Origin of the sequence: Streptomyces sp. NWU339, from assembly GCF_003143855.1 — a bacterium.
Taxonomy (GTDB): domain Bacteria; phylum Actinomycetota; class Actinomycetes; order Streptomycetales; family Streptomycetaceae; genus Streptomyces.
Genome location: NZ_QFRK01000018.1, coordinates 19363 through 33509 on the forward strand (window position 1 = coordinate 19363; position 14147 = coordinate 33509).

Genomic DNA, 14147 nt, shown 5'->3' on the forward strand with positions numbered 1-14147 from the left:
GGGGGCCATGAGGGCGCGGGCAGTTCGCCGGGGTGCGGCGCTGGGGCTCGGGATGCTGTGGTGGTGGGCCGTGGCGCGGCTGTTGCTCGTACCCGACGCGGGAGCGCTGGAGGCGGCGGTCGCGGCCGGGGGATGGGGGCTGAGCGTGCTTCCGGTGCACTGCATGCCGAAGGTGCGGGCGGAAGGAGCCCTGGCGGCCGGGCGCTGGCGCCGGGCCTGGAACACGGGCGCGGCCGCCGCGCCGGGGGCCGGCACACCCTCCACGGTCATCACGGCATCGCCGCGCCCCCGTCCGGACGGGGAATCCGGCCGGCGGTGAAGGCCGCTCCGGGGGCCGGGCCCGGCTGGCAGGTGGGGCACCAGTAGGTGGGGCGCTCGCGGGAACCGTCGCCCTGGTCGGCCCGGCGGACCGGGGTTCGGCAGCGCAGACAGGGGCGGTCCGCGCGGCCGTAGACGAACAGGTCCTGGCCGCGGCGGCCGGTGGTGCTGCGGATCGGGCGGTCGCGGTTGTGCACCAGCAGCTTCCTGGCGAACTCGGGCAGCTTCGCGGCGCGTTCGCCGGACAGTTCGCCGACGGGGAGCCAGGGCGTGACACCGAGCAGGAAACAGAGCTCGCTCTTGTACACGTTGCCGACACCGGCGAGGTTGCGCTGGTCCAGCAGGGCTTCGCCGAGCGGGCGGGCCGGGTCCTGGAGAAGGTTCGCCAGCGCCAGGCCGGGGTCCCAGTCCGGGCCCAGGAGGTCGGGGCCGAGGTGGCCGACCACGCGGTCCTCGTCGGTGGTGCGCAGGAGTTCGAGGACGGGCAGACGGTAGCCGACGGCGGTGCGGTCGGCGTTGCCCAGGATCGCGCGGATCTGGTGGGCGGGGCCGCCGCTCCAGCGCTGCCCGTGCGCGTACACCCGCCAGGAGCCGTCCATCCGCAGGTGCGAGTGCAGGGTCAGACCGCCCTCGACACGGGTGAGCAGGTGTTTGCCGCGCGGGGTGACGTCCAGGACGGCGCGGCCGGTGAGGTCGGCCGTGGCGGACCTGGGCACCCTCAGGTCGCTGCGGGTCAGCACGGTGCCGGCGAGGGCGCCGTGCAGCCGCCGCGCGGCCTGCCAGACGGTGTCTCCTTCGGGCATGGGGCAAGGGTCGCACGCTCTAGTGCGGCGGGCAGGCCCGCTGGTCAGGGGCGCAGGCGCAGGCCTCGGGGGGTCGCGACGAAGCCCGCGGCCTCCAGAAGCGCCCCGAGCGGGGACGTCAGGGCGGAAACGCCGTTGAGGCGCTCCACCGTGACCGTGCCGAGGGAGCCCGCGCGCGCGGCCGCCGCGAGTGCTTCTGCCGCGGCCGGGAGGCGGGGGTCGTCGGCGGGCTCCCCGTCCGGGTCCGCGGGCCAGGCCAGCACCGTCTTGCCGCCGCGCTCCACGTAGAGCGTCAGCTCACCGTCGACGAGCACCACCAGCGAGCCCGCCTTGCGGCCGGGCTTGTGCCCGGCGCCCGTCGGGGGCTCGGGCCAGCTCAGCGCGGCACCGTACGCGTTCGCGGGATCGGCGGCGGCCAGGACGACGGCCCGCAGGACGAGGTCCGGGCCGGTGCGGCGGCCCGCGAAGGGGTCGTACGAGGGACGCCCCCCGTACTGCCGGGGACCGGGAGCGAGGTCGCGGGAGCCGTCGGTGGGCGGGGGAAAGCCATGGAGGGCGAAGGGGGCGGGGTCGCCGTCGAGGAGACCGGGGCCGCTCCCGTCCGGGCCGTCCGGGCCCGGGCCGGGGAGGGCCTCCCCCCGCTCACGGGCGTTGGCCGCCGAGCGGAGGCGGTCCACCGCGCCGTCCATGGCGAACTGGGCGGCCCCCAGCCCTTCGACCACATAACCGCGCCGGGCCTGCCCGGTCTCCTCGAAGGCGGACAGGACGCGGTAGACCGCGGAGAAACCGCCCTCGACGCCCTCCGCCGAGACGGCGCCCCGAGTCACCACGCCGTGCCGGTCGAGCAGGGTGCGGGCCAGGGCGTGGGCGCGGACCGTGGGGTCGGCCTCCCGGTCCGGGAGCAGTGACCAGCGTCCGGCAACAGTCGGGGGGCCGGTGCGGGAGATACCGCGGGCGGCTGCCGTGAGCGAGCCGTAGCGGCCGCGTGGCACCGGGCGCTTCGCGCGGTGGGCGGTCGAGCCCGCGGTACGGCCCGAGCCCAGCAGGGAGCGCATGGGGGCGAGGGTGTCGTTGGTCAGCCGGCCGGACCAGACCAGGTCCCAGAGGGCGTCGGCCAGCTGGGGCTCGGTGGCCTCGGGGTGGGTGGTGGCGCGGACCTGGTCGGCGATCTGGCGGAAGAACAGGCCGTAGCCGCCGACGAGGGCGTCCAGCACAGACTGGTGCAGGGCGGTCGTCTCCAGGGGCTGTGCGGGCGGCAGGAGCAGCGGGGCCGCGTCCGCGAGGTGCAGGGAGACCCAGCCGTCCTTTCCCGGGAGGGAACCGGCACCGGCCCACACCACCTCTCCGGCGGCCGTGAGCTCGTCCAGCATCGCGGGGGAGTAGTGCGCGACCCGGGAAGGCAGGACCAGCTTCTCCAGGGCGGACGCGGGCACGGACGCACCCTGCAACTGCTCGACGGCGCGCACCAGACCGTCGACGCCGCGCAGTGTGTGCCCCCTGCCGATGTGCTGCCACTGGGGGAGGAACTGGGCGAGCGCGCCCGGCGGCACCGGTTCCAGCTCATGCCGCAGGGCGGCCAGGGAACGGCGGCGCAGCCTGCGCAGCACGGTCGCGTCGCACCACTCCTGGCCGATTCCGGCCGGGTGGAACTCGCCCTGGACGACCCTGCCCGCCGCCGAGAGCCGCTGCAGGGCGCCCTCGGTGACCGCCACGCCCAGCCCGAAGCGGGCCGCGGCGGTGGCCGACGTGAACGGGCCGTGGGTCCGGGCGTACCGCGCGAGGAGGTCGCCCAGCGGGTCCTTGACCGGTTCGGTGAACGCCTCCGGCACGCCGACCGGCAGCGCCGTGCCCAGCGCGTCGCGCAGTCGCCCGGCGTCCTCGACCGCCGCCCAGCGCTCGGTGCCGGCGACGCGGACCCGGATCGCGCGGCGGGCCGAGGCCAGCTCCTCCGCCCACCCCGGCTCGGCACCCCGCTCCGCCAGCTCGGCCCCGGTGAGTGGTCCGAGTACGCGCAGCAGGTCGGCCACGCCCTCCACGTCCTTGACCCGCCGGTCCTCGGTGAGCCACTGCAGCTCGCGCTCCAGCTCGGCCAGCACCTCGGCGTCGAGCAGCTCGCGCAGCTCCGCCTGGCCGAGCAGCTCGGCCAGCAGCCGCGAGTCCAGCGACAGGGCTGCCGCGCGACGCTCGGCGAGCGGGGAGTCGCCCTCGTACAGGAACTGGGCGACGTATCCGAACAGGAGCGAGCGGGCGAAGGGGGACGGCTCGGGGGTGGTGACCTCGACGAGCCGCACCTTGCGGGACTCCAGATCGCCCATCAGCTCGACGAGCCCGGGGACGTCGAAGACGTCCTGGAGACATTCGCGGACGGCCTCCAGGACGATCGGGAACGAGCCGAACTCGCCCGCCACCTGGAGCAGCTGGGAGGCACGCTGACGCTGCTGCCACAGCGGGGTGCGCTTGCCGGGGTTGCGGCGCGGCAGCAGCAGCGCACGGGCGGCGCACTCGCGGAAGCGGGACGCGAACAGCGCCGAGCCGCCCACCTGGTCGGTGACGAGCTGGTCGACCTCCCCCCTGTCGAAGACGACGTCCGCCGCGCCCAGCGGCGCCTGGTCCGCGTCGTACTCGGTGCCCGTCCGCACCGGCTCCTGGTCGAGCAGGTCCAGACCCATCAGGCCGGCGTCCGGCAGGCGCAGCACGATGCCGTCGTCGGCGTGCATCACCTGGGCGTCCATGCCGTACCGCTCGGAGAGGCGGGCACCGAGCGCGAGCGCCCACGGGGCGTGCACCTGGGCCCCGAACGGGGAGTGCACCACGACCCGCCAGTCGCCGAGCTCGTCACGGAAACGCTCCACGACGATCGTGCGGTCGTCCGGGACGTGGCCGCAGGCCTGGCGCTGTTCGTCGAGGTAGGACAGCACGTTGTCGGCGGCCCAGGCGTCCAGCCCGGCGGCGAGGAGCCGCAGGCGCGCCTCCTGCGGAGACAGTGAGCCGACCTCCCGCAGGAACGCGCCCACCGCGCGGCCCAGCTCCAGTGGGCGGCCCAGCTGGTCCCCCTTCCAGAACGGGAGCCGCCCCGGCACGCCCGGGGCCGGAGAGACCAGCACACGGTCGCGCGTGATGTCCTCGATGCGCCAGGAGGTGGTGCCGAGCGTGAAGACGTCGCCGACCCGGGACTCGTAGACCATCTCCTCGTCGAGTTCGCCGACCCGTCCGCCGCCCTTCTTGGGGTCGGCGCCCGCGAGGAACACCCCGAACAGGCCCCGGTCGGGGATCGTGCCCCCGGAGGTGACGGCGAGGCGCTGCGCCCCCGGACGGCCGGTGATCTCGCCCGTGACCCGGTCCCACACCACGCGCGGGCGCAGCTCCGCGAACGCGTCGGACGGATAACGGCCGGCGAGCATGTCCAGCACGCCCGTGAAGGCCGACTCGGGCAGTGAGGCGAAAGGGGCCGCCCGGCGCACCATGGCCAGCAGATCGTCGAACTGCCAGGTGTCCATGGCCGTCATCGCGACGATCTGCTGCGCCAGGACGTCCAGCGGGTTCGCAGGAACCCGCAGCGACTCGATGGCGCCGGTCCGCATCCGCTCGGTGACCACGGCGGCCTGGACGAGGTCGCCCCGGTACTTCGGGAACACCACGCCCGTGGAGACCGCCCCCACCTGGTGGCCCGCGCGGCCGACGCGCTGGAGCCCCGAGGCCACCGACGGCGGCGACTCGACCTGGACCACCAGGTCGACCGCGCCCATGTCGATCCCCAGCTCCAGGCTGGAGGTGGCCACCACCGCAGGCAGACGGCCCGCCTTGAGGTCCTCTTCGACCAGGGCCCGTTGCTCCTTGGACACCGAGCCGTGATGCGCGCGGGCGATGACGGCGGGCGCGCCCTGGGCGGCCCCGGAACCGCCCATGAGCTCGGCCGGGGAGTGGTGCTCGCCCAGCGGCTCCCCGGTGGCCCGCTCGTAGGCGATCTCGTTGAGCCGGTTGCACAGGCGTTCCGCGAGACGGCGGGAGTTCGCGAACACGATCGTCGAGCGGTGGGACTGGACCAGGTCGGCGATCCGCTCCTCGACGTGCGGCCAGATCGACGGGCGCTCCGCCCCCTCCGATCCGTCGGCCACCGGGGAGCCTCCCAGCTCACCCAGGTCCTCGACCGGGACCACGACGGAGAGGTCGAACTCCTTGCCGGCCTCGGGCTGGACGATCTCCACCTTGCCGCGCGGGGACAGGAAACGGGCGATCTCGTCGACCGGGCGGACCGTCGCCGACAGGCCGATGCGGCGGGCCGGCCTGGGCAGCAGTTCGTCCAGCCGCTCCAGGGAGAGCCCGAGGTGCGCCCCGCGTTTGGTTCCGGCGACCGCGTGCACCTCGTCCAGGATCACCGTCTCCACGCCCGTCAGCGCGTCCCGCGCGGCCGACGTCAGCATCAGGAACAGGGACTCCGGAGTGGTGATGAGGATGTCCGGCGGGCGGGTGGACAGGGCCCGGCGCTCGGCGGGCGGGGTGTCGCCGGAGCGGATCCCGACCTTGATTTCGGGCTCGGGCAGCCCCAGGCGCACGGCCTCCTGGCGGATGCCGGTCAGCGGGCTGCGGAGATTGCGCTCGACGTCGACGGCCAGGGCCTTCAGCGGGGAGACGTACAGGACGCGGCAGCGCTTCCGGTGGTCCGCGGGCGGGGGTGTGGCGGCCAGCTGGTCCAGGGCCGCGAGGAACGCGGCCAGCGTCTTGCCGGAGCCGGTGGGGGCGACGACCAGCACGTCCGACCCCTCGTGGATGGCCCGCCAGGCGCCCGCCTGGGCCGCGGTGGGCGCGGAGAACGCCCCCGTGAACCAGCCGCGGGTCGCGGCGGAGAAGCCGTCCAGGGCTCGGTGCGGAGTGCTGACCATGCGTCCATCCTGCACCCGGGCACTGACAACGGGCCTGAGCAGGCCGGACGTGGGCGTCCGGTCTGCTCGGCCTCGGTGCGCAGGGGCCGGGCGGGCCCCTGCGGGTCCGGCCAGGGGTCGGGTGACAATGGCCGTGTGACTCCGCTCCCCCTCCCGAAGGAAGGGGGCTTCCAACCCGAGGGTTGCGGTCCAGCCCGAACCGATCCCTTGCGGGACACCAGAAACGTACACCAGGGATTCGGTTCCCCCACCGGCTGAAGCCGGTGGTTCCCTCGAAAGAGGCCCGATGGCGGAAACAGGCAAGGAACGGGCGCGGCACTGGCAGTACGCCGACCTGCCCGGCGTCGATCTGCTCCGGGCCCGCTACATACACAAGACGTTCGTACGGCACACCCACGAGAACTTCGTGATCGCCGCCATCGCCGACGGCGTGGAGGTCTTCCACCACGGCGGCGGCGACCAGTACGCGGGGGCCGGGGCACTGGCGCTGGTGAACCCGGACACCCCGCACACCGGGCGGGCCGGGGTGCCGGAGGGCTGGCGGTACGGCGCGGTGTATCCCTCGCCCGAGGTGGTCGCGGCGATCGCCGCGGAGACCACCGCACTGCGCGGCACCCCGGGCTTCGTGCGGCCGGTGCTCGACGATCCGTACGCCGTCCGCCTGGTGCACCGGGTACTGCGGGCCACCGACGAGGGCAACGCGCTCGCCGCCGACACACTGCTGCGGGTGGCCGTGACCCGGCTGCTGAGGCTGAACGGCGGGTCGCTGCCCCGGAGCGAGGTGCGCACGGCCGGCGCCCGCACCGCCGCACGCGCGCGTGCCCTGCTGGAAGAGCGGATGGCCGCCCCGCCGACGCTGGAGCAGCTGGCTGACGAACTGGGCACCAGCCCGTTCGCGCTGCTGCGGGCCTTCCGGGACACCTACGGAATGCCGCCGCACGCCTGGCTCACCGACGCACGGGTACGGCGGGCGCGTCGGCTGCTGGACGCCGGGACCGTGCCGTCGGAGGCCGCCGTCGTGGTCGGATTCACCGACCAGCCGCACCTGAACCGGCACTTCGGCCGGATCGTGGGAGTGCCGCCCGGCGCCTACCAGCGCGAGCGCAAGAACGTACAAGACATCCGAAGAGCGCTCCACGTACCGTCCGGGGTGTGGCAACAGAACAGACAACACTCGCGGACGTCCGGGACGGGGACGCCCGGGGAGAAAAACCGGACGGCGCCGTCGTCCGGGACGCCCTGGGCGTCGGGATAGCCGTCGGACTCTCCGGATTCGCCTTCGGGGTGACCTCGGCCGGCAGCGGGCTCACGCTGCTCCAGACGTGCGCGCTCAGCCTTCTCGTGTTCACCGGGGCGTCCCAGTTCGCGCTGGTGGGGGCGCTCGCCGCCGGCGGGAGCCCGTTCACGGCCGCCGCCGGGGCGTTCTTCCTGGGGGTGCGCAACGCCTTCTACGGGCTGCGCCTGTCCCAGTTGCTGGCCCTCCCGCGCGCGGTGCGGCCGTTCGCGGCCCAGTGGGTCATCGACGAGACGGCCGCGGTCTCCCTCGCCCAGCCCACCCGGCGCAGCGCGCGGATCGGTTTCCTGGTGACCGGGCTCAGCCTGTACGTCCTGTGGAACCTCACCACGCTGCTCGGCGCGCTGGGCGCCGAGGCCATCGGGGACACCGGCGCGTGGGGCCTGGACGCGGCCGGCCCCGCGGTCTTCCTGGCCCTGCTCGCGCCGATGCTGCGGACCGGCACCGAACGGATGGTCGCCGGGCTCGCCGTCCTGCTGGGACTCGGCCTGCTGCCGGTCCTGCCCGCCGGTGTACCGGTCCTGGTGGCCGCGCTCGCGGCACCGGCGGTCCTGTGGGCACAGGGCCGCCGCAGGGGAACACCGCGCGGTGACGCACCGGGGGAGGACCGTTGAACATCTGGATCGCGATCGGCGTGACCGTCCTCGGGTGCTACGCCGTCAAGCTGGCCGGGCTGCTGGTCCCCGCCGGTGCCCTCGAGCGGCCGCTGGTCAGGCGTCTGGCCGCGCTGCTGCCCGTCGCCCTGCTCGCCGCACTCACGGCCCAGCAGACCTTCGCCGACGGGCAGACGCTGGTGCTGGACGCGCGGGCGGTGGGGCTCGCCGCCGCCGCCGTGGCGCTGATGCTGCGCGCCCCGTTCCTGGTCGTCGTCGGGGCGGCCGTGGTGGTGACGGCGGGGGTCCGGGCCCTGGGCGGCTGAGACCGGTGCCGGGTCAGCCGACCGGGCGGCCGTACGCCCTGAGCGTGCGCAGCGCGTCGATGGTCACCATGGAGCGTGCCTCCAGGGCCGGAGCCGGCGCCCACTCGCGCCAGCGCACCGGCCAGCCGCCGTCGTCCTCCTGCTCGGCCGCGAGGTGGTCCAGCGAGCGTGACATCTCCTCGTCGGTGAACCACCCGCGCGCGAGGGAGCGCGGTGTCTGTGCGTAGTCGTGCGGGAAATGGTGCTCACCCGGGGCGTAGCCGGGCGCGACCGGGTAGGCGTCGAGGTCGTCCGGGTCGAGCGCCGCCAGCCGCTGTCCGCGCACCAGGCGGCCCAGCCGGTCGGCGGCCGCCTTCGCGCGTGGGCGGTCGGGGACGGAGTCCAGGAAGGCGAGCGCTGCCCGGATCTCGTACGGATGGCTCCGCTCCAGTGATTCGACGGCCTGCCAGCAGAAGTCCGTGGCCCGGAACAGCCACGCGTGCCACACGTCGTTGCGGTGCAGCAGCCCCACCACCGGCCCGGTGGCCAGAAGTTCGCCGGGCGGGTCGTCCACGACCGGTACGAAGGGGGCCGACGGGTAGCCGCGCAGGCTGGGGTGGACCGCCGGCAGCGCGCCGTCCGGAGTGGACACGGACGTCAGGTAGTGGCACGCGCGCTCCACGCGCGTGCCGCCACAGCGCCCCACGGAGTCCAGGACACGCAGGGCGTGGGCGGTGTGCAGCGGCTGGCTGACGGGGCCCCGCAGGTCGGGCTCCAGCGCGTGACCGTATCCGCCGTCCTCGTTGCGGTAGGCGTCCAGCGCCCGCTCCACCGGGTCGGCACCGCCCTTCCGGAACTCGTGGGCGAACAGACGCTGCTCGAGCACCCGCGCGGTCAGCCAGACGAAACGCTCCGCGCGGGCGAGCGGGCTGTCGGCCGGGGGTTTCGGGGGCAGGGGGACCGATCCGGTTGGTGACATGGGACAGACGTTAGGGCGCAAAGCGGTGTCGGCAGGCGGTCCGGGCTCGGGCCCACACTCTCGGGCGGGATACTGAGGGCATGCGGTTGACGGTCTTCTGGGAACGGATGGCGGAGTACTTCGGTACGGGCTACGCCGACACCTTCGCGCGCGATCACGTCATGTCGGAACTCGGCGGGCGCACCGTGCACGAGGCACTGAGGGCCGGCTGGGACGCCAAGGACGTCTGGCAGGTGGTCTGCGCGGTGATGGACGTGCCGCGGGAAAAGCGCTGATCGTCACAGAGACGGCCACGGGGCGGACGGCTGCCGGTGGCGTGCGCGAAACTTGCTCCGTGGCACCCACAGACGAGACCGGGCAGGCGGCCCGGCACCCCTCGGCGCCCGGCGCGCCTCCGCCCCCCGGCCCACCGGCGGGTTCCGCCGCCCCGCCCGGCACCCGCATGCCGCGCTGGCTGCCGCGCGCCATGGTGCTCGCGCTCGCGCTGATCGCCCTGTTCCAGCTGGGCAGCTGGGCCTTCCACGAACTCACCGGGTTGCTGATCAACATCCTCATCGCGTTCTTCCTGGCGCTCGCCGTCGAGCCCGCGGTGAGCTGGATGGCCGCGCGGGGGGTGCGCCGGGGGCTGGGCACCTTCCTGGTCTTCCTGGCAGTGCTGATCGCGGCGGCGGGCTTCGTCACGCTGCTCGGGTCCATGCTCGCGGGACAGATCATCAAGATCGTCGAGGATTTCCCGGAGTACCTCGACTCCGTCATCAACTGGGTCAACACCCACTTCCACACCGAACTGCGGCGGGTGGACATCCAGGAGGGCCTGCTCCGCTCCGACTGGCTGCGCAACTACGTGCAGAACAGCGCCACCGGTGTCCTGGACGTTTCCGCGCAGGTCCTCGGGGGCCTCTTCCAACTGCTGACCATAGGGCTGTTCTCGTTCTACTTCGCCGCCGACGGTCCGCGGCTGCGACGAGCCGTCTGTTCCGTACTGCCGCCCGTGCGCCAGGCCGAGGTGCTGCGCGCGTGGGAGATCGCCGTGAACAAGACCGGCGGCTACTTGTACTCGCGCGGGCTGATGGCGCTGGTCTCCGGCATGGCCCACTACGTACTGCTGGAGATACTCGAGGTGCCCTACGCGCCGGTGCTCGCCGTGTGGGTGGGCCTGGTGTCGCAGTTCATCCCCACCATCGGTACGTATCTGGCGGGCGCTCTGCCCATGCTGATCGCCTTCACGGTCGACCCCTGGTACGCGCTGTGGGTGCTGATCTTCGTGGTGATCTACCAGCAGTTCGAGAACTACGTGCTGCAGCCCAAGCTGACCGCGAGGACCGTCGACATCCATCCGGCGGTCGCCTTCGGCTCGGTCGTCATGGGCACGGCCCTGCTCGGTGCCGTCGGCGCGCTGATAGCCATCCCCGCGGTCGCCACCCTCCAGGCGTTCCTGGGCGCGTACGTGAAGCGCTACGACGTGACGGACGACCCCCGCGTGCACGGCCACCACCGTCCCGGTGAGCGCGTCCCCGGAGAGCGGAGTCCCGGAGAGCGGGAGAGCCTCGTCGCCCGCGCCCGGCGCCTCTGGAGCCGCCGGCGGGGCGCGACACCACTTCGGAGTGGGGATGCCGGGGACACCAGGGAGGCCGGGGACGCCGGGGGCTCCTGAGCGGCGGCGGGGCCGTTGCCGGAGGGTGAACGCCTTGTGAGGGTGCCGCGTGGTGCGCTTGACACGAAAATCGAACATCTATTCTCATGGGTGTGCCGGTGAGGCCCGATCATGGGTGCTATGGCCCGGTTCGTGAGGGAAAGGGCCCCAGTTGTCCACAGGGCGGAGGTGCGCCGGGGCGCGTTGTCAGTGGCAGGCGCTAGCGTCGTCGACGTGAAGCGATCGAACCAAGCAAATCGGGTGGAACCCATGGCAGGAACCGACCGCGAGAAGGCGCTCGACGCCGCGCTCGCACAAATTGAACGGCAATTCGGCAAGGGCGCGGTCATGCGCATGGGCGATCGGACGAACGAGCCCATCGAGGTCATCCCCACCGGGTCGACCGCTCTCGACGTGGCCCTCGGCGTCGGCGGTCTGCCCCGCGGCCGTGTGGTGGAGATCTACGGTCCGGAGTCCTCCGGCAAGACGACCCTGACCCTGCACGCGGTGGCCAACGCGCAGAAGGCCGGCGGCCAGGTCGCCTTCGTGGACGCGGAGCACGCCCTCGACCCCGAGTACGCGAAGAAGCTCGGCGTCGACATCGACAACCTGATCCTGTCCCAGCCGGACAACGGCGAGCAGGCACTGGAGATCGTGGACATGCTGGTCCGCTCCGGTGCCCTCGACCTCATCGTGATCGACTCCGTCGCGGCGCTGGTGCCGCGCGCGGAGATCGAGGGCGAGATGGGCGACTCCCACGTGGGTCTGCAGGCCCGGCTGATGAGCCAGGCGCTGCGGAAGATCACCAGTGCGCTCAACCAGTCGAAGACCACGGCGATCTTCATCAACCAGCTCCGCGAGAAGATCGGCGTGATGTTCGGCTCCCCGGAGACCACGACCGGTGGCCGGGCGCTGAAGTTCTACGCCTCGGTGCGCATCGACATCCGCCGCATCGAGACCCTCAAGGACGGCACCGAAGCGGTCGGCAACCGCACCCGCTGCAAGGTCGTCAAGAACAAGGTGGCGCCGCCCTTCAAGCAGGCCGAGTTCGACATCCTCTACGGCCAGGGCATCAGCCGTGAGGGCGGCCTGATCGACATGGGCGTGGAGCACGGCTTCGTCCGCAAGGCCGGTGCCTGGTACACCTACGAGGGCGACCAGCTCGGCCAGGGCAAGGAGAACGCCCGCAACTTCCTCAAGGACAACCCCGACCTCGCCAACGAGATCGAGAAGAAGATCCTGGAGAAGCTCGGCGTCGGCGTGCGGCCCGAGGAGTCGGCCGCCGGGCAGGGCACGGATGCCGCCGGCCTCACCGCTCCGGCCGAGGCGATCGCGGCCCCGGCGGCCAAGACCACCAAGTCCAAGGCCGCCGCGGCCAAGAGCTGACCCGTGACGCGACGAACCGACTGGGCCGAGTACGAGTTCGCCGCCTCCGGCGCCTCATGGGGGAGAGGTACCGGAGACGGCGCAGACCCAGCCGCGAGCGTTGACGGGGCGGACGGGGACGCCGGCGGCACGGCCGGCTTCCCCGGTGAGGACCCGGGCGGCGGCCGTCGCCGAGGCGGTGCCGGGTCCCGTCGTGCGGGCGACTCATGGGGGAGCGGCTCGCGTGACGGCGGGCCGCGCGGTGGGCGCGGGCGCCGGGCTTTCGGCGAGGCGAGCGCGGCGGACGGGGGTGTCTCCTCCTCTTCGAGGGCCGAGCGGGAGGAGCCCGAGGGGGACCCGGTCGAGCGGGCGCGGGCCGTCTGCCTGCGCCTGCTCACCGGGACCCCACGCACCCGGAAGCAACTCGCCGACGCCCTGCGCAAGCGGGAGATCCCGGACGAGGCCGCCGAGGAGGTGCTGTCCCGGTTCGAAGAGGTCGGACTGATCGACGACAGTGCCTTCGCGGACGCCTGGGTGGAGTCCCGGCACCACGGCCGGGGCCTGGCCCGGCGTGCCCTCGCCCGGGAGCTGCGGACCAAGGGCGTCGACCCCACCCTGATCGACGCGGCCGTCTCCCGACTCGACTCCGAGCAGGAAGAGGCCACCGCGCGCGAACTCGTCGCCCGCAAGCTGCGCTCCACCCGCGGACTCGACCGGGACAAGCGGATCCGCCGCCTCGCCGGCATGCTCGCCCGCAAGGGCTACCCCGAGGGCCTCGCCCTGCGCGTGGTCCGCCAGGCCCTGGAGGAGGAGGGCGAGAACACAGAGTTCCTGGACGACGGGGGCTACTGAGGGGCCCCGCCCGGCGCCCGTACCGGCAGACCCGCCGTGCGCCATGCCTGGAAACCGCCGATCAGGTCGGTGGCCCGGTGGAGCCCCAGCCGGTGCAGGGACTCCGCGGCCAGGCTGGAGGCGTACCCCTCGTCGCAGATCACGACGACGCGCAGATCGTGACCGGTGGCCTCGGGGAGGCGGTGGCTGCCCCGCGGGTCGAGACGCCACTCCAGCTCGTTGCGCTCGACGACGAGGGCGCCGGGGATGAGGCCGTCCCGGTCGCGCAGGGCCGCGTACCGGATGTCGACCAGCAGCGCCTCCCCGCCGCGGGCGGCCTCGTACGCGGGTACCGCCTCGATCCGCGTGTAGCCCGCGCGTACCCGCTCCAGCAGTTCGTCGATCCCGGGGGCACCGGCAGCCTGCTCGTGTGTCCCACTCACTGCCAGTCCGCCGGGCGCTCGACCTGCTCCAGACGCAGGGTCCGGCCGCTGCGGCCGTAGCGGCGCATCAGGGGCAGGGGCGGGTAGTAGGCGTGGACGGAGACCGCGTGCCGGTCGGGGGACTCGTTGAGCACCTCGTGCACGTGATGCCGGCCGAAGGCGCGGCCCTCACCGGCCGTCAGCCGACGTTCCCGGTCCACGCCGTCGTTCAGTTCCAGAGTCTTCCAGCCGTCGGTGGGCAGCCGCACCGCGAGCGAGTTCTCCCGCAGCTCGCCCGCCGCGGTCACGAAGGCACCGAGGGATTCCCCGTGGTCGTGCCAGCCGGTGCCCGCGCCGGGCGGCCAGCCGATCAGCCAGGCCTCGCTGTTGGCGGGTCCGTCGAGCCGCACCCAGGTGCGGCCCTCCGGATCGAGCGGGAGCGCGGCGACCAGCTCGGCGTCGGCGGCGACATGCCGTACGAAGTCGAGGAGTTCTGCCTGTGAAGGGCCGGGAGCAGAGGGGGAGCCCGCAGGAGAGGAGGGGAGGGCAGGGGAGGCAGACACGTGCACCGTCCTGAAGAAAGGTTCGCGGAGCGCGCACGGCGGCGGGGAAGCGGCGAGCGGCGCGCGGGAAAGAGGGAACGCGAGTTCAGCAGGACGGGCGACACACGCAGCCCGCGTAGCGGACGAGGTCCATATGGACCCTCCGCCACAGGCGCACACAG

General features: G+C 73.5%; 14 protein-coding genes. 8 read left to right on the forward strand and 6 right to left on the reverse strand.

Going from position 1 to position 14147, the window contains the following annotated elements; genetic code table 11:
• Positions 1-7: 7 nt before the first annotated feature.
• Positions 8-319: a hypothetical protein gene (locus DIZ27_RS21585; protein WP_109380087.1), complete on the forward strand. Its 312-nt coding sequence runs from the start codon at positions 8-10 to the stop codon at positions 317-319.
• On the opposite strand, the gene DIZ27_RS21590 is transcribed toward DIZ27_RS21585, so the two are convergent.
• Positions 270-1121 carry an Fpg/Nei family DNA glycosylase gene (locus DIZ27_RS21590; RefSeq protein ID WP_109380088.1) on the reverse strand — a complete coding sequence of 284 codons (852 nt, stop codon included), beginning with the start codon at positions 1119-1121 and terminating at the stop codon, positions 270-272. The two genes, DIZ27_RS21585 and DIZ27_RS21590, sit on opposite strands and share 50 nt — an antisense overlap.
• A gap of 44 nt (positions 1122-1165) precedes the next feature.
• A complete protein-coding gene (locus DIZ27_RS21595; RefSeq protein ID WP_109380089.1) occupies positions 1166-6001 on the reverse strand; it encodes an ATP-dependent helicase in 4836 nt (1611 codons plus the stop codon).
• Between the two features lie 286 nt (positions 6002-6287).
• Here DIZ27_RS21595 and DIZ27_RS21600 point away from each other — a divergent pair, with 286 nt between their 5' ends.
• From DIZ27_RS21600 to DIZ27_RS21610, 3 genes are read left to right on the forward strand one after another with little or no spacing between them, the layout of a single operon-like run.
• Positions 6288-7256 carry an AraC family transcriptional regulator gene (locus tag DIZ27_RS21600; protein WP_109380090.1) on the forward strand — a complete coding sequence of 323 codons (969 nt, stop codon included), beginning with the start codon at positions 6288-6290 and terminating at the stop codon, positions 7254-7256.
• Positions 7154-7909, forward strand: a complete 756-nt coding sequence (locus DIZ27_RS21605; protein WP_109380091.1) for an AzlC family ABC transporter permease — start codon at positions 7154-7156, stop codon at positions 7907-7909. The genes DIZ27_RS21600 and DIZ27_RS21605 overlap by 103 nt, the downstream gene beginning before the upstream one ends.
• Positions 7906-8214, forward strand: coding sequence for an AzlD domain-containing protein (locus DIZ27_RS21610; protein ID WP_109380092.1), 309 nt, complete (start codon positions 7906-7908; stop codon positions 8212-8214). Before DIZ27_RS21605 ends, DIZ27_RS21610 begins: the two co-directional genes overlap by 4 nt.
• A gap of 13 nt (positions 8215-8227) precedes the next feature.
• Here the strand turns inward: DIZ27_RS21610 and DIZ27_RS21615 are convergent, their stop codons facing one another.
• Complete coding sequence (locus tag DIZ27_RS21615; protein ID WP_109380093.1) at positions 8228-9172, reverse strand: hypothetical protein; 945 nt, start codon at positions 9170-9172, stop codon at positions 8228-8230.
• Between the two features lie 80 nt (positions 9173-9252).
• Here DIZ27_RS21615 and DIZ27_RS21620 point away from each other — a divergent pair, with 80 nt between their 5' ends.
• The 4 genes from DIZ27_RS21620 (at position 9253) to recX (ending at position 13022) form a co-directional block, all read left to right on the forward strand.
• The gene (locus DIZ27_RS21620) at positions 9253-9447 is read left to right on the forward strand and encodes a DUF3046 domain-containing protein (protein WP_109380094.1); all 195 of its coding nucleotides are present in this window, start codon (positions 9253-9255) and stop codon (positions 9445-9447) included.
• A 59-nt stretch (positions 9448-9506) separates the two neighbouring features.
• The gene (locus DIZ27_RS21625) at positions 9507-10826 is read left to right on the forward strand and encodes an AI-2E family transporter (RefSeq protein WP_258308494.1); all 1320 of its coding nucleotides are present in this window, start codon (positions 9507-9509) and stop codon (positions 10824-10826) included.
• Between the two features lie 249 nt (positions 10827-11075).
• Positions 11076-12191 (forward strand): recombinase RecA, encoded by a 1116-nt coding sequence (gene recA / locus DIZ27_RS21630; protein ID WP_109380095.1) that lies wholly within the window; start codon positions 11076-11078, stop codon positions 12189-12191.
• A gap of 3 nt (positions 12192-12194) precedes the next feature.
• Positions 12195-13022 carry a recombination regulator RecX gene (gene recX, locus DIZ27_RS21635; RefSeq protein ID WP_109380096.1) on the forward strand — a complete coding sequence of 276 codons (828 nt, stop codon included), beginning with the start codon at positions 12195-12197 and terminating at the stop codon, positions 13020-13022.
• On the opposite strand, the gene DIZ27_RS21640 is transcribed toward recX, so the two are convergent.
• The 3 genes from DIZ27_RS21640 to DIZ27_RS48795 form a co-directional block, all read right to left on the reverse strand.
• Positions 13016-13444 (reverse strand): rhodanese-like domain-containing protein, encoded by a 429-nt coding sequence (locus DIZ27_RS21640; RefSeq protein ID WP_109380097.1) that lies wholly within the window; start codon positions 13442-13444, stop codon positions 13016-13018. The two genes, recX and DIZ27_RS21640, sit on opposite strands and share 7 nt — an antisense overlap.
• Positions 13441-13986, reverse strand: a complete 546-nt coding sequence (locus DIZ27_RS21645; RefSeq protein WP_109380098.1) for a cysteine dioxygenase — start codon at positions 13984-13986, stop codon at positions 13441-13443. The genes DIZ27_RS21640 and DIZ27_RS21645 overlap by 4 nt, the downstream gene beginning before the upstream one ends.
• 85 nt (positions 13987-14071) lie before the next feature.
• Positions 14072-14119, reverse strand: coding sequence for a hypothetical protein (locus tag DIZ27_RS48795; protein WP_309506048.1), 48 nt, complete (start codon positions 14117-14119; stop codon positions 14072-14074).
• Positions 14120-14147 lie beyond the last annotated feature (28 nt).

Coding starts and splice junctions, on each gene's coding strand:
- DIZ27_RS21615 (WP_109380093.1), bottom strand. CDS start 9,172: ATGTCACCAACCGGATCGGTCCCCCTGCCCCCGAAACCCCCGGCCGAC.
- DIZ27_RS21600 (WP_109380090.1), top strand. CDS start 6,288: ATGGCGGAAACAGGCAAGGAACGGGCGCGGCACTGGCAGTACGCCGAC.
- DIZ27_RS21595 (WP_109380089.1), bottom strand. CDS start 6,001: ATGGTCAGCACTCCGCACCGAGCCCTGGACGGCTTCTCCGCCGCGACC.
- DIZ27_RS21590 (WP_109380088.1), bottom strand. CDS start 1,121: ATGCCCGAAGGAGACACCGTCTGGCAGGCCGCGCGGCGGCTGCACGGC.
- DIZ27_RS21585 (WP_109380087.1), top strand. CDS start 8: ATGAGGGCGCGGGCAGTTCGCCGGGGTGCGGCGCTGGGGCTCGGGATG.
- recA (WP_109380095.1), top strand. CDS start 11,076: ATGGCAGGAACCGACCGCGAGAAGGCGCTCGACGCCGCGCTCGCACAA.
- DIZ27_RS21620 (WP_109380094.1), top strand. CDS start 9,253: ATGCGGTTGACGGTCTTCTGGGAACGGATGGCGGAGTACTTCGGTACG.